General features: G+C 54.8%; 35 protein-coding genes. 30 read left to right on the forward strand and 5 right to left on the reverse strand.

What is annotated here, in order from left to right; translation table 11 throughout:
• Nucleotides 1–29 precede the first annotated feature (29 nt).
• The 27 genes from Abor_RS10940 (at nucleotide 30) to Abor_RS11065 (ending at nucleotide 17,492) form a co-directional block, all read left to right on the forward strand.
• Nucleotides 30–581 carry an HNH endonuclease gene (locus Abor_RS10940; protein WP_048841927.1) on the forward strand — a complete coding sequence of 184 codons (552 nt, stop codon included), beginning with the start codon at nucleotides 30–32 and terminating at the stop codon, nucleotides 579–581.
• Nucleotides 578–844 (forward strand): DUF2312 domain-containing protein, encoded by a 267-nt coding sequence (locus Abor_RS10945; RefSeq protein ID WP_146855086.1) that lies wholly within the window; start codon nucleotides 578–580, stop codon nucleotides 842–844. Before Abor_RS10940 ends, Abor_RS10945 begins: the two co-directional genes overlap by 4 nt.
• Before the next feature lie 3 nt (nucleotides 845–847).
• Nucleotides 848–1,045: a hypothetical protein gene (locus Abor_RS10950; RefSeq protein WP_048841929.1), complete on the forward strand. Its 198-nt coding sequence runs from the start codon at nucleotides 848–850 to the stop codon at nucleotides 1,043–1,045.
• A gap of 80 nt (nucleotides 1,046–1,125) precedes the next feature.
• Complete coding sequence (locus Abor_RS10955) at nucleotides 1,126–1,464, forward strand: hypothetical protein (protein ID WP_084594506.1); 339 nt, start codon at nucleotides 1,126–1,128, stop codon at nucleotides 1,462–1,464.
• Between the two features lie 176 nt (nucleotides 1,465–1,640).
• Nucleotides 1,641–2,501 carry a hypothetical protein gene (locus Abor_RS10960; RefSeq protein ID WP_052946429.1) on the forward strand — a complete coding sequence of 287 codons (861 nt, stop codon included), beginning with the start codon at nucleotides 1,641–1,643 and terminating at the stop codon, nucleotides 2,499–2,501.
• Complete coding sequence (locus Abor_RS10965) at nucleotides 2,498–3,190, forward strand: hypothetical protein (RefSeq protein ID WP_048841931.1); 693 nt, start codon at nucleotides 2,498–2,500, stop codon at nucleotides 3,188–3,190. Before Abor_RS10960 ends, Abor_RS10965 begins: the two co-directional genes overlap by 4 nt.
• A gap of 105 nt (nucleotides 3,191–3,295) precedes the next feature.
• Nucleotides 3,296–3,487 (forward strand): hypothetical protein, encoded by a 192-nt coding sequence (locus tag Abor_RS10970; protein WP_146855083.1) that lies wholly within the window; start codon nucleotides 3,296–3,298, stop codon nucleotides 3,485–3,487.
• Nucleotides 3,488–4,284: 797 nt separating this feature from the next.
• Nucleotides 4,285–4,455, forward strand: coding sequence for a hypothetical protein (locus tag Abor_RS10975; RefSeq protein ID WP_158319737.1), 171 nt, complete (start codon nucleotides 4,285–4,287; stop codon nucleotides 4,453–4,455).
• A 170-nt stretch (nucleotides 4,456–4,625) separates the two neighbouring features.
• Nucleotides 4,626–4,781, forward strand: coding sequence for a hypothetical protein (locus tag Abor_RS10980; RefSeq protein WP_158319738.1), 156 nt, complete (start codon nucleotides 4,626–4,628; stop codon nucleotides 4,779–4,781).
• Entirely contained in the window at nucleotides 4,778–5,323 is a 546-nt protein-coding gene (locus tag Abor_RS10985; RefSeq protein ID WP_048841935.1) for a hypothetical protein, read from the forward strand. Before Abor_RS10980 ends, Abor_RS10985 begins: the two co-directional genes overlap by 4 nt.
• A 591-nt stretch (nucleotides 5,324–5,914) precedes the next feature.
• Nucleotides 5,915–6,478: a terminase small subunit gene (locus Abor_RS10990; RefSeq protein WP_048841936.1), complete on the forward strand. Its 564-nt coding sequence runs from the start codon at nucleotides 5,915–5,917 to the stop codon at nucleotides 6,476–6,478.
• Nucleotides 6,453–7,763 carry a terminase large subunit gene (locus Abor_RS10995; RefSeq protein ID WP_181014224.1) on the forward strand — a complete coding sequence of 437 codons (1,311 nt, stop codon included), beginning with the start codon at nucleotides 6,453–6,455 and terminating at the stop codon, nucleotides 7,761–7,763. The genes Abor_RS10990 and Abor_RS10995 overlap by 26 nt, the downstream gene beginning before the upstream one ends.
• Nucleotides 7,764–7,778: 15 nt before the next feature.
• Nucleotides 7,779–9,293: a portal protein gene (locus Abor_RS11000; RefSeq protein WP_048841938.1), complete on the forward strand. Its 1,515-nt coding sequence runs from the start codon at nucleotides 7,779–7,781 to the stop codon at nucleotides 9,291–9,293.
• 44 nt (nucleotides 9,294–9,337) lie between these two features.
• Nucleotides 9,338–9,943, forward strand: a complete 606-nt coding sequence (locus tag Abor_RS11005; protein ID WP_048841939.1) for a phage scaffolding protein — start codon at nucleotides 9,338–9,340, stop codon at nucleotides 9,941–9,943.
• Nucleotides 9,944–10,022: 79 nt separating this feature from the next.
• Nucleotides 10,023–11,381 carry a hypothetical protein gene (locus tag Abor_RS11010; protein WP_048841940.1) on the forward strand — a complete coding sequence of 453 codons (1,359 nt, stop codon included), beginning with the start codon at nucleotides 10,023–10,025 and terminating at the stop codon, nucleotides 11,379–11,381.
• Nucleotides 11,381–11,629, forward strand: a complete 249-nt coding sequence (locus tag Abor_RS11015; protein WP_084594501.1) for a hypothetical protein — start codon at nucleotides 11,381–11,383, stop codon at nucleotides 11,627–11,629. The genes Abor_RS11010 and Abor_RS11015 overlap by 1 nt, the downstream gene beginning before the upstream one ends.
• Complete coding sequence (locus Abor_RS11020) at nucleotides 11,593–11,997, forward strand: hypothetical protein (RefSeq protein WP_048841941.1); 405 nt, start codon at nucleotides 11,593–11,595, stop codon at nucleotides 11,995–11,997. Before Abor_RS11015 ends, Abor_RS11020 begins: the two co-directional genes overlap by 37 nt.
• 7 nt (nucleotides 11,998–12,004) lie before the next feature.
• A complete protein-coding gene (locus Abor_RS11025) occupies nucleotides 12,005–12,421 on the forward strand; it encodes a hypothetical protein (protein WP_146855080.1) in 417 nt (138 codons plus the stop codon).
• Nucleotides 12,422–12,583: 162 nt separating this feature from the next.
• Nucleotides 12,584–12,778: a hypothetical protein gene (locus Abor_RS11030; RefSeq protein WP_048841944.1), complete on the forward strand. Its 195-nt coding sequence runs from the start codon at nucleotides 12,584–12,586 to the stop codon at nucleotides 12,776–12,778.
• The gene (locus tag Abor_RS11035) at nucleotides 12,778–13,449 is read left to right on the forward strand and encodes a hypothetical protein (protein ID WP_048841945.1); all 672 of its coding nucleotides are present in this window, start codon (nucleotides 12,778–12,780) and stop codon (nucleotides 13,447–13,449) included. The genes Abor_RS11030 and Abor_RS11035 overlap by 1 nt, the downstream gene beginning before the upstream one ends.
• Before the next feature lies 1 nt (nucleotide 13,450).
• Nucleotides 13,451–14,347 (forward strand): hypothetical protein, encoded by an 897-nt coding sequence (locus Abor_RS11040; protein WP_048841946.1) that lies wholly within the window; start codon nucleotides 13,451–13,453, stop codon nucleotides 14,345–14,347.
• A gap of 4 nt (nucleotides 14,348–14,351) precedes the next feature.
• Nucleotides 14,352–14,558 (forward strand): hypothetical protein, encoded by a 207-nt coding sequence (locus Abor_RS11045; protein WP_048841947.1) that lies wholly within the window; start codon nucleotides 14,352–14,354, stop codon nucleotides 14,556–14,558.
• 3 nt (nucleotides 14,559–14,561) lie between these two features.
• The gene (locus Abor_RS11050; RefSeq protein ID WP_048841948.1) at nucleotides 14,562–16,052 is read left to right on the forward strand and encodes a phage tail sheath protein; all 1,491 of its coding nucleotides are present in this window, start codon (nucleotides 14,562–14,564) and stop codon (nucleotides 16,050–16,052) included.
• 55 nt (nucleotides 16,053–16,107) lie between these two features.
• A complete protein-coding gene (locus Abor_RS11055) occupies nucleotides 16,108–16,536 on the forward strand; it encodes a hypothetical protein (RefSeq protein WP_048841949.1) in 429 nt (142 codons plus the stop codon).
• Complete coding sequence (locus Abor_RS11060) at nucleotides 16,536–16,877, forward strand: hypothetical protein (RefSeq protein WP_048841950.1); 342 nt, start codon at nucleotides 16,536–16,538, stop codon at nucleotides 16,875–16,877. The genes Abor_RS11055 and Abor_RS11060 overlap by 1 nt, the downstream gene beginning before the upstream one ends.
• Nucleotides 16,878–16,885: 8 nt before the next feature.
• Nucleotides 16,886–17,014 (forward strand): hypothetical protein, encoded by a 129-nt coding sequence (locus Abor_RS13240; RefSeq protein ID WP_261767196.1) that lies wholly within the window; start codon nucleotides 16,886–16,888, stop codon nucleotides 17,012–17,014.
• Nucleotides 17,007–17,492, forward strand: coding sequence for a phage virion morphogenesis protein (locus tag Abor_RS11065; RefSeq protein ID WP_052946430.1), 486 nt, complete (start codon nucleotides 17,007–17,009; stop codon nucleotides 17,490–17,492). The genes Abor_RS13240 and Abor_RS11065 overlap by 8 nt, the downstream gene beginning before the upstream one ends.
• Here the strand turns inward: Abor_RS11065 and Abor_RS11070 are convergent.
• The 5 genes from Abor_RS11070 to Abor_RS11090 all read right to left on the reverse strand — a co-directional run bounded on the left by Abor_RS11070 (nucleotide 17,479) and on the right by Abor_RS11090 (nucleotide 20,569).
• Nucleotides 17,479–17,772, reverse strand: a complete 294-nt coding sequence (locus tag Abor_RS11070; RefSeq protein ID WP_048841951.1) for a hypothetical protein — start codon at nucleotides 17,770–17,772, stop codon at nucleotides 17,479–17,481. The genes Abor_RS11065 and Abor_RS11070 overlap by 14 nt on opposite strands.
• 37 nt (nucleotides 17,773–17,809) lie before the next feature.
• On the reverse strand, nucleotides 17,810–18,133 hold the full coding sequence (locus Abor_RS11075) for a DUF3761 domain-containing protein (RefSeq protein WP_048841952.1): 324 nt from the start codon (nucleotides 18,131–18,133) through the stop codon (nucleotides 17,810–17,812).
• Nucleotides 18,134–18,150: 17 nt separating this feature from the next.
• A complete protein-coding gene (locus Abor_RS11080; protein ID WP_146855077.1) occupies nucleotides 18,151–18,561 on the reverse strand; it encodes a DUF6232 family protein in 411 nt (136 codons plus the stop codon).
• 523 nt (nucleotides 18,562–19,084) lie between these two features.
• On the reverse strand, nucleotides 19,085–19,975 hold the full coding sequence (locus tag Abor_RS11085; RefSeq protein ID WP_048841954.1) for a DUF3800 domain-containing protein: 891 nt from the start codon (nucleotides 19,973–19,975) through the stop codon (nucleotides 19,085–19,087).
• 243 nt (nucleotides 19,976–20,218) lie between these two features.
• The gene (locus Abor_RS11090; RefSeq protein WP_048841955.1) at nucleotides 20,219–20,569 is read right to left on the reverse strand and encodes an Arc family DNA-binding protein; all 351 of its coding nucleotides are present in this window, start codon (nucleotides 20,567–20,569) and stop codon (nucleotides 20,219–20,221) included.
• 86 nt (nucleotides 20,570–20,655) lie between these two features.
• Between Abor_RS11090 and Abor_RS11095 the strand changes: the two genes are divergently transcribed.
• From Abor_RS11095 to Abor_RS11105, 3 genes are read left to right on the forward strand one after another with little or no spacing between them, the layout of a single operon-like run.
• A complete protein-coding gene (locus Abor_RS11095) occupies nucleotides 20,656–20,850 on the forward strand; it encodes an Arc family DNA-binding protein (RefSeq protein ID WP_084594503.1) in 195 nt (64 codons plus the stop codon).
• Nucleotides 20,851–20,862: 12 nt separating this feature from the next.
• Nucleotides 20,863–21,327 (forward strand): hypothetical protein, encoded by a 465-nt coding sequence (locus tag Abor_RS11100; protein WP_048841956.1) that lies wholly within the window; start codon nucleotides 20,863–20,865, stop codon nucleotides 21,325–21,327.
• A complete protein-coding gene (locus tag Abor_RS11105; RefSeq protein WP_048841957.1) occupies nucleotides 21,324–22,163 on the forward strand; it encodes a phage antirepressor N-terminal domain-containing protein in 840 nt (279 codons plus the stop codon). Before Abor_RS11100 ends, Abor_RS11105 begins: the two co-directional genes overlap by 4 nt.
• The last annotated feature ends 58 nt before the right edge of the window (nucleotides 22,164–22,221 follow it).

Raw genomic sequence — 22,221 nt, forward strand, 5'->3', positions numbered from 1 at the left:
GGATATTGGCGCTTCAGGGAGGGTATTTGATGAGCATTCCAAGAATATCCTCTCCCGTTGAGACACTTTCGGGATTTCTTGTGTGCATGTGCAAAGAAGAGGTCTGGCGTCCAATTGATGAATTCCAAAATTATGAAGTGTCATCACATGGAAGAGTTCGTCGCTTTGGCCATAGCGCAGCACTCATACCAGCTTGGACTCATGGTTATGCGCATGTGAGCCTTTGCCATCAAGGAAGCATCAAAACGCGGCGCGTTCATCGACTGGTTGCTGATGCTTTCCTGGGGTTTCCTCCGTTTGTGGGGGCCATACTTGCCCATAATGACGGAGATAAAACGAACAACCGCGCCGACAATCTGCGCTGGGCAAGCTTAGCGGAAAATCAAGAAGACCGTCGCAGGCATGGGACAAAAACATGCGGTAGCGCTGTGAAGGGGGCAAAGCTCCATGAGGAAGACATACCAAAAATCAGAGTGCGACTGATGAGGGGAGAAACATGTGCTGATATCGCTGACTCTTATGACGTCTCTATCAGTACAATAAGTCTTATTCAGCGCGGGAAAATATGGAGGCACGTATGAGCGAATTGGGCCATAACAGCACCGCAAATGTGGGCGGGATTGCCGTCGATCGCCTACGGTCAATTATCGAGCGCGTGGAGCGTCTTGAAAGCGAGCGCAAAGCTCTGTCTGGCGATATCAAGGACATTTTCACAGAGGCCAAATCTGCTGGCTTTGACGTGAAAGTCCTCAAGCAGATCATACGCCTACGCAAGCAGGAACCGGCAGATGTGGAAGAGCAGGAAACTCTTCTTGATATCTACCGCAAAGCTTTGGGGATGTAAGTCATGCTGAAAATATTCCAATCCCCTGACACAAAATTGCGGCGCGAAAACGAGAGATTGAGGCTGGAGAACGCGCGTTTTCTTGATTCCGTTCTGCGTGTTCGCAACGAGAACATGCGCCTGCGTGACCAGTTGCGGGATACGCGCAACCAACTGGCAGCGGTAGAGCGTGAGCGCAACCGGCAGGGGCAGTTCGCATGAGGGTGATACGCTTCGAGCTTCCCCAGCCATATCCTCTACTCAATCACAGCATTGGCCAGAGCCGTTGGGCGCTCACTGGCATGCGGCAGAAGATGGCCCGCGCAGTTGCCGCCGCCACTTCGGGGCTGCGCATTCCAGAGCCATTCCAGAAAGCGCACGTGACGATTGAGCGGCATTCGTGCGGTACGCCAGACCATGACGGGGTACAGGGCGGGGCTAAATTTCTGATCGACGCCCTGACAACGCCAAAGCTGCTCAATGTGCGCAAGTTGGGAACGCGCCAGCGTGTGCGGAATAAACGCGGGTTGGGGTTCATTGTCGATGACGGGCCGGACTATGCCACGTTCGATATTCGAGCCGTCAAAAGCCGCATGTGCGCACAGAAAACAGTCGTGACGATTACGGAGATTTTGCCGTGATTATCAGCAGTTTTTCTCAATGCGCCCGGTACACACCGGCCCGCAACCCTGCTAATATGGCGAAGGCCGCTGGTGTTGGAGCACCGGGCGGCCTTCTGACCACAATCTTGGAGTAACAAGATGATGGGTACTCCCTTTTATAGCACTCAAAAAATCAGAACGAAAGGCGGGTTTTAATGGCCCGTATCCGTAGCGTTCACCCCGGCATTTGGACAGATGAGGCATTTATGGACCTCTCTCCATTTGCGCGGCTCCTCATTATCGGCCTCTGGACGGAAGCTGATGATGGTGGCGCATTTGCGTGGAAGCCAAAGCAGCTAAAAGTTCGAATTTTAGGCTCCGATGATGTCAATATCGAAGCTCTTTTGCACGAACTCTCGAAGCAAGGGTTCATTCTTCATTATTCGTGCGATGGTAGCGAGTTTGGAGCAATTCGAAACTTTGGAAAGTTTCAGTCTCCAAAGAAACCTTCCCGCAAATGGCCTATGTCAGAAGAAATTCGGCAGTTTTCCGCCACCTCTAAGATCGAGGAAGAAACCGTTTCCCAAAATTGCGAGATAATAAAAGAAACGGTTCCCCACAAGTTCCCCACCAGTAACGAACCAATTCCAACAGGAGAGGAGGGGAGAGGAGGGGAAAGGAGAGGAGAATTACCCTCACTACGTTCGGGACCGCCGGAGCCGGTCGAAGCTGAAATCATGCCGATGGAAGTTCAAGCGCCAGATGCCCGGAGCCAGCTTTGGGCAGACGGATTGCAGCGGTTGAAGTACATGACCGGGAAGCCAGACCGCCAGTTGAGGCCATTGCTCGGCAAGTGGCTCAAAACGGCGCGGGATGATTGCGGGCTGCTCCTGAGCATCATTCGGGAAGCGTCCGAGTTGCGTCCAGCCGATGCGGTGAGTTGGGTGACGCAGGCCGTGGCATCCCGAACTGGGCACGCCGCTGACCGCATTCGCAGTGAGTTCCAGATGCCAACCATGAGCTTAGCCGAGATGGACGCGCAGGCCGCCGCCCTTGGTGAGGAGATTTGCCGATGAACGCCGTTGCTGAATTTGTCACAGCCCGCAACCCAGCAGCCGGGGAGGCTATCGTGGAATGGATTCTGCGGCTGTCAGTCGTTGTCCGCAGCAATCCGCCCGTGACGAAGACGCAGGCCGTGCTGTATGCTGAAATGCTCATCCGTGACGTTCCGCCTGCTGCGTTCACAACCGATGCGCTGCACTACGTGGCGAGCCAGTGCGAGTGGTTCCCGGCGGTGAAGGTGTTGACCGAACTGCTGACCGAGCAGTGGAAATCCGAGAAAATCCGACGGCAAAACGAGCGAGCCTCTGGCGCCACCCGCATTGCCGGGCCTATGCGCTCTGGTGGCGCTCCGCTGGCTGGGATGGATTTGGAGTGGCGGCGCTATTGGGACCGCAGGGAGTTCACGGGCTGGAAGGACGAGGCCGAGCACAGCGTGGAGCCATGGCAGGTTAGCCAGCGCAAGAAGGCGGCACTCTCGCTCATTCGCAGCAAGTCGCCGCTGGCATACGAGGCAATTACCGGACGGCAGGCCCGGCCAGTCACGGACAACGCGGCATGGAGTGACCCAGTCGTGGTTCGTAAGCAGGCCAATGCCGCCAAGGGAAGCCTACTGGCGCTCCAGTCGATGCTCCGCACTGCCGTGCAGCGATATGCGCCGGAGAACATGGGCATCGTGGAGGAGGTGCTTGGAAAATCCGCATGAGAGCCGCGAGGTTTAGCGGAGAGTGTCGCGAAAGCGTTTCAAGCGTAAATGTTATGTACTGAAACCGCACCGCACTCAGCGGGCAACGTGGGGGATTTTAGGGGTATGTCTAAGTTGGAAATAAATACAAAGTTAGCGGTGGTGGCGAGTGAAGATGGAAGCGTGAATGTGACGATGGCGGATGGCAAAAGCACAGCAACGCTAGAGTTAGAAAGCCCCAAATTCGCACGACTTTTCGCCATGGCGCTACTCACTGCCGCCGAGGAAGCTGAGGCATTTTTGAGGGCTGCGGAATGAAGAAATTTACGGTAGGCCAGCGCGTATCAGTCCCAGCCCGGCAGGAGCCGGAAGTGGCCGGGACTATCGCAGAGATAAAAAACACCCAGGCGGGTCATGTGGTTGTGATTGATACCGACGATGGGTGGCCGATATTGACTGAGGCGCGGCGGCTAAAAAGCCTTGAACCTGTCGACCCGGTTTTGCCACCGGAAGGGACGGGCGGGGTAACCCATTGGCTACGTGATAGGGACGGAAGTTTGTGGCCGTTTACTTGGTCTATCTGGGAGGATGTTTGGCTAACGTATAATTCCAAACTGACACCCCAAAAAGCTGGCGCATTGGGTTTCGTTTATGCAGGGCCTTGTGTGGAGATTGAGGAATGACCGCGCAAGTCATAGACCTCCTTTCGGCCCGTGACCTATTCGGAGCGAGACCCATTCAGGAGCGCTCTACCAAACCGAAGCCGCGTTGCAGACCGGCACCCAAGCCCAAGCCAGAGGGCGTGCCCGTCCTGTTCGTGGGCGGCCCTTTGGACGGAGAAAGGCGGTCAATTCGCCCCATGGCAACGAGGTTTGAAGTGCATTTCAGGCCACCAAATGCGCCCCACCAAACAGCGGTTTATGAGGTTGCTGTTGAGATGCAGGACGGCGGGGAATTTCATTTTGTTGGGTTTGAGTATCCAGAGGGTGGGGAAGGGCAGAAATGACCATCAAACAACACGAACGCTTGGCTGATTTGGCTATGGGGTGCGTGATTTTTCTGAGTGGGTTTTTGGCTGCTCTGGTTGCGGTTTCTGTTGTGTTGACGGGGCACGCATGACCCCAGACCAAGACTTAATCACAGAAGAAGAATGGCCCGTTGCCCAGCCTGTGGAACTGCTCCCGCCATGCGACGGGCGCGTGTTTCACGAGCACGAAGACGGGCTTAACGATGAGGAAATACTGCCGCTCTGGTGGGATTGGGTGAAAGGGCCAGTACCCGACTAGCAGTACGCGAAAATGCTGTACGTTTTTGCTGTACAACGGGGCGGGATTGTGGGAGTCTAGGGGTATGAAAAACCATCGTAAAAAACGTGCATTTTTTCGCAATCGTGGCGCTGGCCCATTCCGTCCAATATTGCGCCTCCCAACGTTTCTAAACGGCTGGTGGTTGTAAAGTGACCCCCACAGACTGCCGCCACGCCAGCAACGTCGAGATTTACGCAAAGCCTCGTAATTGGGAGGTCGCGTGCGCCATTACGCAGATGAAAGCGTGGGTCGTTTTGACTGAGGGGCAGGAAGCAATGCTGGAGCAGGTGAGGAAAGAGGCATGACTAAAACACGCACGCGGCCACGCTACCAAATCGCTCATGCGGTGGATAACGGGCCTACGGTGGAGCGGTTGGCTAAGTCCGTTTTCACCAAGGGTTCGCCGCCGCGTGTGTTGACCACAGTTCAGGCGCTACTCAATGCCCAGAGTATTTCTCAAGATGCGGCCAATGCCGCCGAGCGGTGGTATCGTGATTACGTGTTCGGGAAATGCGGCTACGTTGAATACAAACCAGATTACGTGCCGGACACCACGACAAAACACGACGATATTTCGTGGCAGGTTGTGCGGGCCAATGCCTGGGGGCATGTGCTGGACGTGAAATTTACACTCGGTAAATGTGCTCACACGCTTTTGGAAATGATGCTGGCCGACGAAATGACGCTGGCTAAAATTGGCGAACGGTTGTTCCCGTCAATTTCCCGCAGTCTAGCGTCCAACAAAGCCAACGCTCAGTGCTGCATTGTTCTGGAAACGCTGGCCGCATACTACCAGAGCGAACGCAGCAAACGGGCGCGGGATAAAACTTGTACCGCTGTACATTAAATGGTATGTGTTTAACCACAATCGAATACCTACGCCAACAGGCCACCCATCGCGGTGGCTTTTTTCGTTTCTGGACGCAATGCGCACTCTCAAACCCGGCCATGTTGTGCGCTTCAAGCGTCACGACGCGGTTTGTGTTGGGAGTATGAGCGGCGTCCCGTATCTATGTCGCGTGATTGCGACAACAGAGGCAACGTGGCATCGCGCTGATGCGCCGCTGTCGCTGATCGAGTGTGCAAATGCGGGAACGAGACCTGATGTGCGTGTGCGCTGCTGGCCACAAGCCGGGGCAGGCGGCATCATCATCGGGAAATTGTCAACCGTAAGCATGACAAGAATAAACGCAGCCGTGCGGCGTGAAGCCGTCCTGCGAGCGTTTGAAGATGGGTGGCAGTTGCCATCCTTATAACAGTTTGGGCGAGCGCGACCTTATTACCTCTGGCACGGACGTGACGAACCCCAACCTCCCTAAATGCACCGTGCCCACCTGTCAAAGTGGCGCGAATGTGGGCAAACCGTGCGCTCTTAAATCGAATAGCGGTAAGGCGGGGAGTGCTTTTAATCTTTGGAGATATATCGCGGTAAAGTGGCATGGCTAATCTCACGCCAAAGCAGAGGCGGTTCGTTGAAGAGTATCTGTCTAATGGTGAAAACGCGGCGGCAGCGTACCGAGTGGCGTATAAGCCAAATGCATCAGACAGCACCGTAGAGCGTAACGCCTTCCGGCTTTTGAAAAATGCCAAGGTTGTACCAGTAATTCAGGAGGCCCATGGTCGGGCCAAAAAACGCACTGACAAGATCATGGAACGCTACGCAATCACCAAAGAAAATGTGCTGCGTGAATTTGCGCGCATAGGCTTTGCGGATGTGACGGACGTTGTTTCTATCGCCGATGGGCGTGTGAAAATAAGTAACACTGACGGCCTGACTGAGGACGCAAGACGCTCAATCTCCGAAATTAGCGAGACGGTAAACGAGAGCGGCGACCGCACAATCAAGGTGAAGTCGCATAGTAAGATCGCGGCATTAACGGCCCTAGCCAAACACTTGGGCCTGGATAAGCCTGAGCCTGAAGACGATGATGCTCTTGACGACATGGCAAATGACCAAGACCCGGAGCGAATAGACCGTGGCGAAACTACTGAGGAAGGGTGAGCGCGCTAAGCTAACCAACCCGCAGTGGAATATTTACGAGCACGGTTGGCGGCCAGAAAGCAGGTTTCGTACCGCTGTATGTGGGCGGCGGTTTGGTAAAACCTTTCTGGCGCAAGAAGAAATACGCCGCGCAGTGAGAATGGCCGTCAAAAATGACGTGCACCCTGAGAATGAAATTTGGTTTGGTAGCCCTACCTTCAAGCAGGCCAAAAAGAACTTTTGGAACCGGCTAAAGCGCGCCATTCCTGAGAAATGGTTGCTTAAGCGCCCAAACGAAACCGAATGCAGCATGACCCTGAAATCAGGGCATATCATTCGTATTGTGGGACTTGATAACTATGACGCGTTGCGTGGGTCGGGCCTATATTTCTTTGTGGGCGACGAATGGGCAGACGTTAAGCTGGAGGCGTGGACTGAGACAATCAGGCCAATGCTTTCAACTGCAGGTGGCCACGCGCTCTTTATTGGCACCCCCAAGGGGTTTAACCATTTTCGAGACAGCTACCTAAAGGGCCAGTCGGGGTCGCAGCACGAAAGTGGCTGGTGGTCATGCCTTTACACATCGCGGGCTGGGGGCAACATCCCAGACGCTGAAGTGAAGGCGGCCATGAGAGACATGGATATCCGCCAGTTTAGGCAGGAATATGAGGCCTCGTTTGAGACCTATGCCGGGCGTGTTCTGTACGCATTCAGCAGGGCAAACAACGTAAAAGCGTGGCCATTTAGTAATGCCAAGCCTGTTCTTGTGGGTATGGATTTCAACATCAACCCCATGTCGGCCACCATCTGGCAGCAGGGTGAAAATGGCACGATAGGGCAGGTTGATGAGATTATCATGCCAACGTCTAACACTGATGAAATGGCGGATGAAATCGTTCGGCGTTACCAGCGTGGCGGCTCTGTTGCCCACATTACCATCTACCCAGACCCAGCCGGAGCGCAGCGCAAAACATCTGCTCAAGGGCGCACTGATATAAGCATTTTGCGCGCCAAGGGGTTTGCTGTTGTAGCTGCGGCCTCGCACCCCCTTGTGCGTGACCGCCTGAACGTTACGAACGCGCAGTTTTGCGCGGCTGATGGCTCTATTACGGCGTTTGTTGACCCTAAGTGCACAAAATCCATTGAGGCCTACGAGCGCCAAACCTACCGGGACGGCACGAACGAGCCAGACAAGCGCAGCGGCTACGATCACATTGTGGATGCCACAGGATACCTCCTGTACGGCCTAAAGTGCCCGCCACAGCCTGCACGCCAAACACCAACACGTTTCAATCTGGGCCGCTAACGGCCACGGGGTGGCATGGACTGGAAACAACTTCGGGAAACTTACCTACGCGACGAGCAGTTGCCGCCGCGCGCGGCCCGTTTATCTGCGCTTATGCGGGTGCGAGACTGCGTGCAGTACGACAGCATCCCCAACCCGTTCAGTAGCGAATACAACGGAGCGGGCGGGTACATTCCGCTGGCGCAGCGCAGGCCGTCTGTTCGCACGAATATGTGCGCGACCGTGGTTGATGAGAGCGCGTCTCTGGTGTTTGGTGAGAGCCATTGGCCAGCGGTAAAGGCTGCAGATGAGCGTACTGCGCAGGCGCTTGCTGCACTTGACGCAGAATGTGCGCTACCAGCGGTGATGCTTGAAGCCACCATTGCTGGTTCCGTTGGTTCGTCCGCCCTGCTGGTGGAGGTGGCCGAACATGTGCCGTGCGTGACAATGTTTGACACGCGCTACCTCACTCCAGAATGGAACGCTGCACGCCAACTTGTGCGGGTAACGGAGCAATACAAGGTCAAAGGCAAAGACCTTGCCGCGCAGGGTTGGGTTATTCCGCAGGATAACGCGGCCACGGAATATTGGTGGCGGCGCGAATGGAACACCACGGAGTGCCGCGTTTACGTGCCCCGGCCCGTTGGCAAAGGGGAGCCGGACAAGGTCGATAAAGTCCGCACGGTGCAGCACGGACTAAAATTCGTGCCGTGGGTTTGGATGGCCAACATGGCTCAGCCGGGCGTTGTGGACGGCCCCTGCACGTTTGAACGGGCGATTGATACCGTTATTGAGTGCGACTACCTGCTGTCTCAATCTGGGCGCGGTCTGAAATACAGCTCTGACCCCAAGTTGGTGATTAAAGCCGGGTCTGACCCCATGGGCGGTGGCGATAGTAGCGGGGCCGGTGGTGGCTCGGCAACTGCACTCACGTTACCAATGGACGGCGATGCAAAATTGTTGGAAATCAACGGTGATGCCTCAAGCGCCATGCTGGAGCAGTACCGTGAACTGCGTGCTATTGTGCTGGAGCAGATACACGGCAACCGCGCACACGCTGACAAAATAAGCGCCGCACAATCTGGCCGCGCCATGGAGATGATGTGCCAAAGCCTCGTATGGCTGGCCGACCGCCTGCGCCTATCCTACGGCGAGTACGGATTGCTCGCGCTGTATCGCATGATCTGCCGGCTCTCATCAGCCGTGACGGGCGGGATTATCATTGGCGGTGAAACTTACCAAAACCTGCCTGATGCCGGGTTGGCGCTGCAATGGCCGCCTTATTTCCCCAGCACAGACCCAGAGCTTTTGCAGTTGGCTCAAGGGTTAGCGACCGCCGTTGCCAGCGGCTTTATGAGCAATCAGACGGCGTGCAGCATTTACGCGGCAAAAGTGGGTACAGCGACACCGCAGGCTGAGTGGGAGCGGGTGCTTGATGAGCTGACCGACCCTGTTCTGGTGGCCAAGCGAGAAGCCGCAAAGAATACCGCCAAAACTGACCGGCAGGCCGCCGGAACAGGGCGCACAGAAACGCGACAGGTTACGGCCTGATCGTTCCCCAGCAGATGCTGGAAACTCCAAAAACAGAGTGTCAGATGACCACAGAGCCCAATCCTCCGATTGACCCGAATACACCGCGCGAACTTGAAAAGGCCCGCAGCGACCTCAAAACCCTGCGCGCAGAATTGCAGGCGGCGCGCGCGGAGCGGGACACCATCCGTGCTGAGCGTGATGATGCGATTAAGTCCCGCGATGGCCTAAAAGCGCAATTTGACAAGCAGAAAACTGAGTTTGAGGGCAAGCTGACCGATGCCACCGCAGCCGTAACCAAGGCGCAGGCCGATGCGGTAGAGGCTGGGAAAGCAGCGAAAGCCCAAGCCGATGCCGCCGTTATTCGTGCAGAAGCGAAGGCCGCAGCCACCCGCCTTGGTGCCGTAGCACCTGAGGATGTGGTGAAGCTGATCGACCTTGATGCGGTCAAGATCGGTGAGAATGGCGAGGTCGAAGGACTGGATGCGGTGATGGCCGCAGCTAAAGAGGCTCGTGGTTATCTGTTCTCTGAGCCGCCAAAGCCGGGGGCTGAGACGGGCACGACAAAGACGCCTCCTGCTCCCAAAGCAGGAGAGCCGGGGCCACTGAACGCCCGCACGCTCTCCGACGAGGATTACGCTAAACAAAAGCAGCAATTCCTCAACGGCTAACACCTGTTCCCGCCCGGCTGATGCTGGGCGTTTTTGCGTCTGATGACGCGCCAATTTTTCCCAGCATCAAGAGAAAACCATGAGTATTGCAAACTTTCCCGCAGCCCTACAGGGCGCTATTCAGCAGGGCTTTCTGGCCCGTGAGTTCCAGAACGGCCTACAGTCCAAGCTGGGCTTTCGCGCTATTGCTGACCGCGAACTGTTCCCGGTGCAGATTGGTGAAACCCTCACCAAAACCCGCAAGGGGCTGAAAACACCGGTTACAACGCCGCTGAACCCCAGCAACAACACCAATTTTGATAACGGGCTGACTGAGAGCGGCTGGGGGGCTGAACAATACACCCTAACCATCAATCAGTATGGTGACACCATTGACCTGAATATGGTGACGAGTGGTGTTGGTATTGCCAGCCAGTTCCTCGCCAACGCTCACACAAACGGCGTGCAGGCCATGCAGTCTCTCGACCGCATTGCTCGCAACACTCTGTTTGGCGGCGGCCAGAACGGCGTGGGCGGCTATCTTGGTGGCAATACCCGCGTGACAGAAACGCTCGGCTCCGCAGGCACCACCGTTAAGGTTGACGACATTCGTGGCTTCCAGAATGTTCTGGTGAATGGGTTGGTGGTACCAGTAGGCACAGCCAGCGCCATGACCGTTACTATCGGCGCCGGTGTTTACCAACTGGTTGGCGTTCAGCCTGATGCTGTAACCACCTCAACTGCCCCAGGTGGTATTTCTGGTACCCTGACGTTTGATGGTAACGTGGCTGTAGCTGACGGCACAGAGGGTATTGCGGTGCGCTCTGCTACTGCGCCGTTGGTCTTGCGCACAAACAACCGCGCAACCTCTGCCGCGTTTCAGGCCGGTGACACGTTGGGCATTCAGGACGTTAACTCAGCGGTTGCCACCCTGCGCTCCAACAACGTGCCGACAATTGGTGGGCTGTATAACTGCTACCTCGACCCAATCCAGCGGCAGTCTTTGTTCCGCGACCCTGACTTTAAGCTGCTCTATCGCGGCGCTTACGGCTCAGACGCGTACCGTGACGGCCAGATTATAGAACTTCTGGGCGTGCGCTTCATTGACACGACAGAAGCCCCGCAGCAGGCGTCTTTGGGCGCTGGGCCAATTCATCGCGCCATTGTGGTGGGGCAGGGCGCCTTGGTTGAGGGTGACTATCAGGCCACCGGTCACACAGACATTCCCGGCTTTAATGACGGGCTTGTTGAAATGATCGACAGCGTGGCCATGGTTACGCGTGAGCCGCTTGACCGTCTCAAGCAGATCATTGCGCAGTCTTGGTACTGGATTGGCGGGTTCGCTCTGCCTACGGATAAAACAGCAGCGCCAGACATTATCCCGACTGCTACCAACAGCTACCTAAAGCGCGGCGTTGTGATTGAAAGCCTGGGCACTGACCAGATCGGTGCAGGCTAATGGCGCGCCGTCCTCGTAGTGGGGCGGTTGCGCAGGGTGGGGGCGATAATGCCCCCATTCACCCCTTAGCTATCCGGCTTACAGCCCCGCACGGCTTCATAGAAAGCACGCACAACAAGGGTGTTTTCCATTGGGAAGCGGGGGAAGTGGTTACAAACCCTGAGACCATCGCTTTGCTGATAGAGCGTGGGGCCAGTTGGGAGAATGTTGAATGTCCGGCTCAGCCAGCCTCTCAACAGACCCGTTAACGGACGCTGAGAAAACCGATATTCGGCGGTTTATGGGCTATCCGGCCATAGGCTCACAAATATCTGGCCGCTCATCATGGCGCTTCTTTACGGAGTACGGTCAGAACGAGTGGCGCATGGACAACCTGGCACCGCCCGAGTTGCAGCAGGTTAGGCTGTATTTGCAGCAGATTTACCCGCTCGAAACTGCCATTTTGTCAGCGACAGATAACCTGGACACAGATCAAGCGGCAGTTTGGCACCACAACAGGCAGGAAGTGCAAGATCGCATGGGTCTGTTCAACCGCTGGCGGTTGCAGTTGTGCCAGTTTATGGGAACGCCGCCCGGCCCCGGCCTGCAAGTGCCGAATAACCGGATCATCATCTGAGGTATTTATGACATATCAAGATAGCCCGGTGCTGGTGACGGCAGCGGGGTACGCAATCCCGCGCACCGCATGGGCACTGGTACGAGACGGCTTTATTGCCGCCGTTGTCCATACCTACGACGAACAGAAGCCGCCCTTTAAAAATGCTCCTGTTGCTGGGGGCGGCGTGTCTGTCCCGATGGTGGGTGAGGCTGCAATCCGTGTGACGGGAACCGGCGCTCTGGTGGGGCACCTTGTTGATAGCTTTGGCAACGTAACGCCAGCAGAGGGCCGCACAACCGCGCTACAGCCCGGCCAAGCTGCCTACCATGACGGCGCAGGCGTGGACACTGGCGCGACAACCATCCCAGAACCAGAAGACGCGGAACCCGTAGCCCATGGTGAAACTAACGACGAGCAAGCGGAACAGTCTGCCAAAGAGTAATTTTGGCCTGCCCGGTTCGCGCCGCTACCCGATGCCCGACAAAGCCCACGCGGTAAACGCAAAGGCGCGGGCGGCACAGCAGGTGAAAGCGGGCGGCCTTTCCAAATCCTCGCAGGCGAAAATTAACGCCAAAGCGAACAGCATCATAAGGCGGAAGAAGTGATGGTCAAGCCAACAAAGCGCGTGACGCTAGAGCAGTATGTGCGCTCCAAAGCTGACCGCAAGGAAGATGGGCAGAACGCGGCATTGGTCGGCATGACTGCCGCAGCGTTCAAAAAGACCCCGCAGGCCAAGCGTATTGACCGCGAAATGGTGTCTTTGCTTAACCGCACATCAACCAAAGGGCGGCGGCATTAATGCACCAAGCTCTCCTTCAGCAAAAAGTAGCGCGGGGTTATGCTAAGGCCGCGCTCCGGCTGGGGGCGACAACCGCGCAATACCGCCCCGCTGCGCTCGATGCCCCAATGGGCGCGCCCTACGCCACGCTTCTGGCTGCGTTTAACAACGACAAGAAGTTTGGCTTTGATGGGCCAGCGCTATGGGATAAGCCCGCGGTGTTTGGCTTGCTGGACACTACAGACGTGCTGGCAGGCGACTTACTGACCTGTGCTGGCGAGAACTATTTTGTGGCCCGGCTAGAGCCGTTCAGGCCGCCCCTTTGCATATTGTGCAACCGCGTTGTGTCGCTCTCTGGCTTACCGGGGCAGGGCAGCACTAACGGGGATGGCGGGGTGTGTACGGACGTGGGCGCTTCGGACGATTACGGCACGGGTGGAAACGGCAAAACAGTACTGGCCTCTGGTTGGCCCGCCTTCATTCAGATCAGGAATAAAGGCAACGTCACTGGGGATAGTATTCCCGGCTCAATCAAGGCGGCGGATTACGAAATGTTGCTGCCAGTGATGCCCAACTTCGTGCCCACCACCTACATGACCGTGACAACCGATCTGGGCACGACTTATACAATCAGCGCGGTTGAACCCAGCCAGTACGGCAACCGGTGCTTAATGGGCATCAATCAGGTATGATATGGCCGATATTGTTTCCGTATCTCATGCGCTTGTGGCGCAGATGGCCGCCATTATTTACCCAGACGGGAAGGGTAAGTCGTCCATTACGGGGAGGCCAACCAAAATATTCCGAGGCTGGATAACGCAGGCAGATTACGAAGGTGCAGATTGCACGCTACGGCGCGGCGTGGACTTTGTGACGGTTATTGACCTGCAAGGCGGCTGGCGGCGCATTGATGAGCCGTTGGGTAGGCCATGGAAGCAGGGCGAGACGATACCCCCAACGGTTAACCTTGCGGTTAAGGGCGCCACCGCAACTGTCACCGTGCAGGTTGACGCTACGCCAGCAGGCATTGTTGGGCTGCGCATACGCTCCAACAGCGTAGCGATAGAAGATAGGGCCGTGGCGGCCTATGCCGTACAGGCCACAGACACGGCCAGCACCATAGCTGCAGCGCTTGCTACACAGATACCCAACGCCACAGCCAACGGCGCGACAGTAAGTGTGCCAGACGCCACAACAATAGAAGCCGCGGTGGCAGGCTATTCTAACGCTGCCCGCATTGCCCGCAGGCAGCAGCAGTTGTTTCAGGTCACGATCTGGTCAGCTTCACCCGATGCCAGAGACGCGCTTGGCACGGCGCTTAATGACGGCATGGCCTTCATTGACTTCCTGACAGACGCCAGCGGCTCCACATTCCAGATTGAGAGCCGGGGCGACTGGAACAGCGACGCCGCGCAGAACAATGGCATTTACATGCGGCCCTGTCGCTACATTGCGACATACGACACAGACGCCCGCAGCACGATGGCGCAAATGCTGTTCCATGGTGCGGGCCTAACCCCACATGGCGGCGGTACAGTTACGGTTGGAGACAGCCGCGTTCTGGCCGTTACCCCCACAATAACCGAGTAACATAATGCCAGATCAAAGCACGGCTGTAGCTGCCCCTGTGGCGGCAACCCCACCGGCTGCCCAAACGCCAGATGCCTACGTGGTGACAACGCAAGGCTTTGGCTACGCGTTGGGCACCAAGATTACTGATGCCGCCAAAATTAACGCGCTCAAACAAACAGGCGAACTGCACCGTTTTGCCGTGCGCGTTGCCCCCACGCAGGAGAAATAACCCATGCCAACCATTTATCAGGCCGGTGATCTGAACACGAACAGTCTGGTTGTGCCCAACCTGTATACGCAGGTGCAGAAACCCGCCACGCTAGCGCTGAATGGCGTATCAAGCGGGCGCATTGGTCTTGTAGGTACCGCTGGCTGGGGGCCGCTCAATACAGCCGTTATTGTGGGCAGCATGGGCGATTGCTTGGCTGCATTTGGCACCAAACAGCCCTTGGCTACCGACATTGGGACAGCCGTTAATATTGCCATTCTGAACGGTGCCTCTGATTTCCGCTGCGTGCGCGTAAGTGACGGGACAGACACAGCCGCAACCGGCACTCTGGCGGGCGTTACACTGACAGCGCGCTATACCGGCAGCGCAGGCAATGCGATTACGGCCACCCTAACGCAGGGGGCCATTATCACCACTAAATATACGCTCACAACCAGCCATGCCGTGTTAGGAAGCCGCTCATATACCGGCACAGCGTGGGCTGATATTGCCAAAGCTGTTGCGGCAGATACCTCTGCGCTGGTGGTGGCAACTGTGCCTGATACTGCGCCTGCGTTGGCGGCTGCTACTGTTACGCTCTCAAGCGGTACAGACGGTACAGCGCCAAAAGCTGAGCAGTTCATTGGCACAGACGGCACGACCCGCACAGGCATGTACGCCCTACGCAACCAGAAGTGCGCTCTTGGCGTGCTGCATGGCCTGACCGATAATACAACGTGGACAGTGCAGAAGGCATTCGGGCTGCAAGAGGGCCTTTACATGATCTGCGCTGGCCCGTCTGGTGACACGATCACCAATGCCGTGAGCATGAAAGCCGCAGCCGGGCTTGATAGCTACGGTGTGAAACTGATGTTTGGCGATTGGCTGTGGTGGGACGACGACACAAACGGCGTGATGCTAGTTTCCCCCCAAGCGTTTGTGGCAGGGCGTTTTGGTGGCCTGTCACCAGAGCAATCCAGCTTGAACAAGCAGCTTGTGGGTGTAATTGGCAGCCAGAAAGCGGGGCTGGTTTCATCTGGCACAGCACAAACCTATTCTGACGCGGAACTTGGTGCGCTGTTTGAAAACGGCATTGACGTGATCTGCAACCCTGCGCCGGGTGGCAGTTATTGGGCTGTGCGCGGGGGTATCAACACCTCCTCCAGCGATACAACCAATGACGACACCTACCCACGCCTGACCAACTACATTGCCAACACAATCAACTCTGGCATGGGCGCGTTTGTGGGTTATGTGATCAACGCCACGCTGTTTGGCGATATTCGGGCCACGTTGTTGGGCACGCTCTCGAACATGGTAACGGCGGGCATTCTGGAAAATACCGCCTCTTATACCGTGGTGTGTGATGCCTCCAACAACCCACAAGCCCGCACCGATCTGGGCTACGTGCAGGCCGATGTGAAGGTTAGGTATCAGGGCATTAACCGCTTCTTTATCGTCAATCTTCAAGGCGGCTCTAGCGTGGTTATCGTGCAGGCTGCCAGCGCCGCTTAAGGCTTTCCCATTCACACAGCCGCCGTAACGGGCGGCTTTTTTATTGGAGGGCCGCATGGCCACAAAACTGTTTAACGTAGGCCGAGATTGCCGCGTTGTGCTGATCTACAACGGCAGCCGCGTTGATCTGCCTACCGTCACAGGGTTTCAGTCTCAGCAGCAGACACATCAGCTAACGTCTGCCCCGCTGAACGATATGCCGATGTTTTTTGACGTGCCCAATGGGTGGCGGGGACAGTTCGACTTTCAGCGCGATAACGACAATGCGGACGACCTGTTTGCTGAAATTGAGAGCGGTTTCTGGTCTGCTGGCTCAATGATTACTGGCAACATTTACCAGTACGTTGTCGAGACTGACGGCACCACAAGCACATATGAGTATGTGGGGGCCACCTTGCGCTTATCCGACGCGGGCAACTGGCGCTCCGAAAACATCACTACGCAGCGCATTGAATTTACTGCGCGTATTAGGAACAAAATCTAATGAGCGCAGAGACCATAACTGACGCCAAGGGGCGCAAAATTGAGGTACAGGAAGTGGTGGGCAGCGCTCTTGCGCGCCTTACCCGCTTAGCTGGCGCATCTTTTGGCGAAAATGCATGGACAACCGGCACTCTGGCCCGCGCCACTGTGCGCTCAGTTGCTGGCGTACCAACTCCCGCAGAAGCCAGAAGCGTCAAGGAGCTGGATGGCTTGTGGGATATTGTTGACCCGGATGCTGCGGAGGCTGCATTAAAATGGCTGATTGCCAAGCAGGAGGCCGTGGCAACAGACGCAAAAAACTCTATCGCACCCCAGGATTCCAGCAGCGCTGCTGGCTCGTAAGGAACGGGGTGCCATACACCACCGCGATGGAAGAAATGAGTGACGCCGAGGTTATGGCGCACTCCATCGCTTTTTCTGAAATGGAGGGCTACCGGTTTAACTGGAAGTCCATGACCATGGAGCAACTCAATGCCTAGTTTGACACCCGTTGAATTTGCCGGGCTGTTGGCTGGCATGGTTGCTGAGGTGGAAAACGCTGTACATGAGGGGCTCGAAAAGGCGACCAAGATTGTGCAGCGTGAAGCCAAAGCCGAACTTGGCCGCTACCAAGATGCTGCCGGGCCATTCCCCGCGTGGGCGGAGTTGGCTGATAGCACCAAGGATGACCGCGTACGGCATGGCTACCCTGAAAATGAGCCGGGTCTGCGCTCTGGCGGTATGCGCGATAGCATTGAGCGCAACGTACAGGGGCGCACCGGGCGTGTTGGCTCCAATGACGACAAGATGGTTTATTTTGAACTTGGCACCACTAAACAGCCGCCGCGCTCAGTGTTGGCGGGGGCGCTAATTCGTAAAGAAGACGAAGTGGCGAAAGTAATAGGCCATCATTTTGTTGGGCATTTATTCGGTGAGCAGGTGGTGGGTGGTGCGCTACCCGTTATTAACGATGAATAATGCCGTGGCGCTCTAACCAGTCGTAAACCAGAATAAAAATTGCACCACCAACAATAAGAGAGCCCATCAGGAACATTGGGACAAAATACCCGATCAGGGCGCATTGGGCGACCGTTAGCCTATCCCACAACTCGCGCAAATCGCGAGGCGGGGCCGGGGTGGCATTTATGGTAATGGGACGGGGAGATTGGCGCCGCTTTATTGCGGCCTGCCGAGCGCGCCACATTGGTGTGCCGCCATCGTCAAACTCGTCATCGCTTTCCCATAGAGGGTTTGGCATTGGCCACCGTATTTTGTGAGTTTTTGATATGGGAACCTCACAACCACTCCGCAACCCCACCATGGCGCGAGCAGGTGCCGCGATGGTGGAGGCTAAAGCTGTAGCTACCATCACCGCATTTTGCTGATGCCCCCGGTGGTGCTTGCCCAGACTTGGTGTGCGCGGGGGAGTGAACGGTTTTGCCGTCCATATTGCGGTAGTGTTTGTGCTCTTGAAGCTCAGCCTCGTTGGGCGCGCTCTGCGGGGCTTCCTGATAGGCTGGGGCCTTGAAGGCGAGGGCCGGGGGTGTGAGAAAAGCCCCAAGACACAAAGCTATAGAGTAGCAGAGTGCCGCTTTTGGAATGTTATTTATGTTCACCATATCTGGCCTGCCGGATTTCACCCTCTAGCGATAATTGCCCGCTCTATGGCTAACTTTAAAGGGCCAATCATTGCGTAATCCCGGCATTCAATGGTTCGACTATCGCCACCAGTTGAGCGGAACCGCAAATAGTGTTTGGGATTTAAGGCCAAGTAAGTGAAAGCAATGCCGACGATGGTTGTAAGCCCAATTACGATAAATTCACCGCTTTGGTCAGTCTTAGGGTGATTATTTCCCAACAAAATCGCTGCGCCTGCAAGTGCGGAAAATGCGAGCAATACGGTTGCTAGTACCCCATAGATTTGGGTATTCTGCCGCCTAATCCACACGCTATCGATGTGCGCCATCGCAAAAGAAGCATCCCAATATGTGAGTAAGTATTTTGTTACTGAAATTGGGCCTTCTTTGTAGAAATATTCTTCGCTCAAACTAACCTCCCGTTAAATTTTCCTCACCTTAGCAGATCGGGGAGGGCTGGGGAGTCAGAAGATTATTTCAGCATCGATTTACTATTTTTCTATACAGCAAATGGTTAATATGCACAGATCTGCAAAAGCTTGCTCATCAATAGAATAGGATATACCTCATGAATTCCCGACTACAGATTAATGAGCACAATTACTCTAGAGAGATTAGTGGCAAAACGGTGAACGTTGTTTACCTTGAAATAAATCGCAAATTTACATTCGGCTCAATTACAGTGAACGGCTTACCACCCCTTCGTCCTATGGATGGAACTTTCCATAGCCGAGATGAAATAGAGGCTGAAGTTATTAAAATAGTAAACAATATGAAATCTTAACTCCTTATCTTAGAACAAACTAAGCTTTCTAGTTGAACTGAAATTATGGGCAGGCTAGAGTTGATATAGGCGAGCGGCGCCGAGTACACTCTGGGCTACCTTCGGGGCGCAGCTACAAAGATGGTTTCCCTTAGGATGGCAACCTATCCTTACTTTGTAGTGGGATCGCAGAGACGGGGGCTCGCCGCCAATTTTTCCAAAGATTGAAAAGCTTGTAAATTTTTCCCGCTTAACACGCGGTTCCAAAAAAAGGGCAATGCAAGAATGCCTGCTCCAAAAATTTTACCATCTAAAGAGGCGCAGCGTAGAATTAGTTTTTCAAGATATTCTTGACTTGGATTTGGTTGCCGCGCTTGAGGGAGAGCTTTATATAAGGCGCTTACTATAAAATCAGCAGTTTGCAGACCATAAAGCTCAGAGTTTGGGGCAATTGCGATGTTGGTTGGATTAAATACTGAGAAGTCTATCAGGCCTTTACTTAAGAAGGTGTTTCCACTTTGGAACTGCAACCATAGTCTTGAAAAATAATTTCCAAATTCTGGGCACCTTAGACCTCCTCTATCAGACAAAACTACGCTTATATCGGTGGGGCGGCTTGCAAGGGAGCAGGCTTCATTGTGGTTTTTGCAATATTTTGTAACACGCTCCAGAAGCAATCTTAGCATCCAGTTATATAGTGTGTTCCTTTTTTCAGAAATAACCTCGGCCCGGTCGTTCTTATAGCCTCGCATGTTATCTTTATGTGAAACAGCAGTGAACCACCGGAAGGTTCCCAGCGCCAATTCCTGACAAATTAAGCTTCTTTTGTTATTATTTAATCTGGCGAAATGTAAATCTCTACCGAAGGGGAGGCCCGCTTTATCTTTGGCGCCATTTATTAGGTGGACTAACTTACCCTCGTCTGTGACCTTGATGACTATCCCGCCCAAAACAAACCATTCTGAGTTTGAGTCGCTCTTGCCTTGGGAGTGAGGCTTCAATCCATCATCCCCAGCTTCATCAACATAGAAAATATATCGTGATTTTTTGCCCTGATACAAAATGCACTGCTCTTAATAAAATAGGCGCCCTGGCGCCGGATTCTCTAGATGCTCTTATCCTATGTATTTTTTTTTGCTCAAGTAAAGATGAGCAAACAGTGAATCCGCAGTCATGTGGACGGAGTTAAGTAGTCCCGCCACTGTCAGCCCTATCAGCCAGCCTCTCGGCAACAACCCGGAGAGCAAAGGACTTTACCGCCACCACGGACGCATGGGTGGCGTCCGCCGTCATGTGGGTGGGAGTCAGGAGGCGTTAAAGTCCATAGCTCCCTTGAGCATCGCCAGCGCCATTCGCCGTTGCGTTTCGTTCATGTCGCGCCAAAGATTGAGCCATGCCGCCTCTTCGGCCGTTGCCGCCTCTTGCCCCCGTCTACCTTGCGCCTCGTGGGCAAGAATGGCTTTTGCCAATAGCTCAGCTAGACCTCGTTCGGCATCATCTAGCCTTCCAACCATCGAGGCCGGATCGAAGCTGTCCGCGACACGCTGCACGATTTCCGCGTTAAGGGAGCGGTGGTTTTGTCCAGCTGCTTCCTCGGCCCGCCTTTTCAGGTCGGCGGGCATACGAATCCTGAATTGAGGGTCATCTTTTGCCATGTCACACGAATGGCTCATTTTTCCGTTGACATAAAGGCCCCAAAGTGAGACAAATTTTCCGTCACATAATGTGACAGGAGAAAGCAATGCAAGTTCGAGACTGGCCACAATTCCGGGTGCGAATGCCTTCACACCTTTTGGAGCAATTAAAATCTGACGCTCAAGACGGCTACAGAAGCCTTAATTCTGAAGTTGTCATGATTTTAGAAAAACATTTTTCGGCAAAAGAAAAGGCACCGGGCCTGTCGCCAAACCGCCCCGATGCCTCTCACGCAGAATAAGGAATATTCGCTATGAAGAATGATAGCATATCAAGAAAGCCTTTTTCAATACCAGCGCACACTCACCAAGTTTGCGAGAAACCTGTGCGTTATTTCGCGCCGGTAAACGGTAGCCTTGATTTCCCGTTTGTATCTCTTGACGATGTACTTAACGCGATGCCGATTCCCAATGATCAGAAGAGGATTGTCGCGGAAAAGTTGTCTATTGGTGAATACGCTGACGCCGTAAGGGTCATAAATACCAACGGCGGTCAGACCGCGATTGTTCCTCATTATATATGCAATGGCCTTATTCACGCCTTTACCGAAAATGGGCTTATCTCTCCTAGGTTCGGCGCTCAGATAACGATGGGATCATACTCAGCCTTTAAAAGCATCAATAAAGGAATGTCCGCACAGGATCGCGTGTCCGCAATGTTTTCGATTGTTAAGCAAGATCGCGATGACGACATGGCAATTGAAGGAGATGCAGCATGAGCAAGCAACTCACAACCATCGACTTCCATGGCTCGAAGCTTGTTGCAATAGCTGGTGATCGTCCTGAAACAACAATGGTAGCGATGAAGCCAGTTGTGGAAGGAATGGGATTGGATTGGAAAACGCAGCACCGCAAACTTTCATCCCACCCGGTACTTTCAAAGGGTATGGTCATCATGACCATACCCGCAGAAGTTAAAGGTACACCCATAACGAAGGCACCCTCAGAAGGGGGAGATCAGGAGATGGCTTGCCTTTCCCTTGACCTCCTAAACTTCTGGCTTGCCACGATCCACCCTGACCGGATCAAAGATCAGACCGTCCGCGCTCGGGTAATAGAATATCAGACTGAATGTGCCCGCGTACTGTTCAACCACTTCTTCGGTAAGGCCATTGCTGCGGGCGGGCACCTGAACGCCCAACAAACAGGAGGGATATTCAAAGCTGGCCTCGGCAAGCTTAAGCGGGAACTACTAGCGGAGATTGCGCCGCAGTTAGCGGCCTTAGCAGAAGAACTGCGCACTATACACCGCCCCGTTGGCGTGGCCGTTGTCACGAACCGGACAGCGAAGCGTTGGCTTGATCATTACGGCATCACCAAACGACCAAAGGGTTTAGCGTTGCGCGTTTCCAATGCGCTTGCGCGTCAGTCAATCCGCATGGGTTACGCGGTTAGCTACACAGCAGAAGAGGAAAAGCGGACGTTCCATGAAGTTGTAGCTAACGCTTACTTCACCGTTGGCGCAGGTCGCCATCTTCTGCCTAAGGCTGTAAAAGGCCAGAAGGAAATGGGATTGGAGACCACCCCAACCCCTTTTCTCAAAACGCCAGCGTAGCAACGAGCCACCCTTTCGGGGGCGGCAACGCTGGCGTGTTTGACCAAGTGGCGGCGTC

This window comes from Acetobacter orientalis, assembly GCF_000963965.1.
GTDB classification, from domain to species: Bacteria; Pseudomonadota; Alphaproteobacteria; order Acetobacterales; family Acetobacteraceae; genus Acetobacter; species Acetobacter orientalis.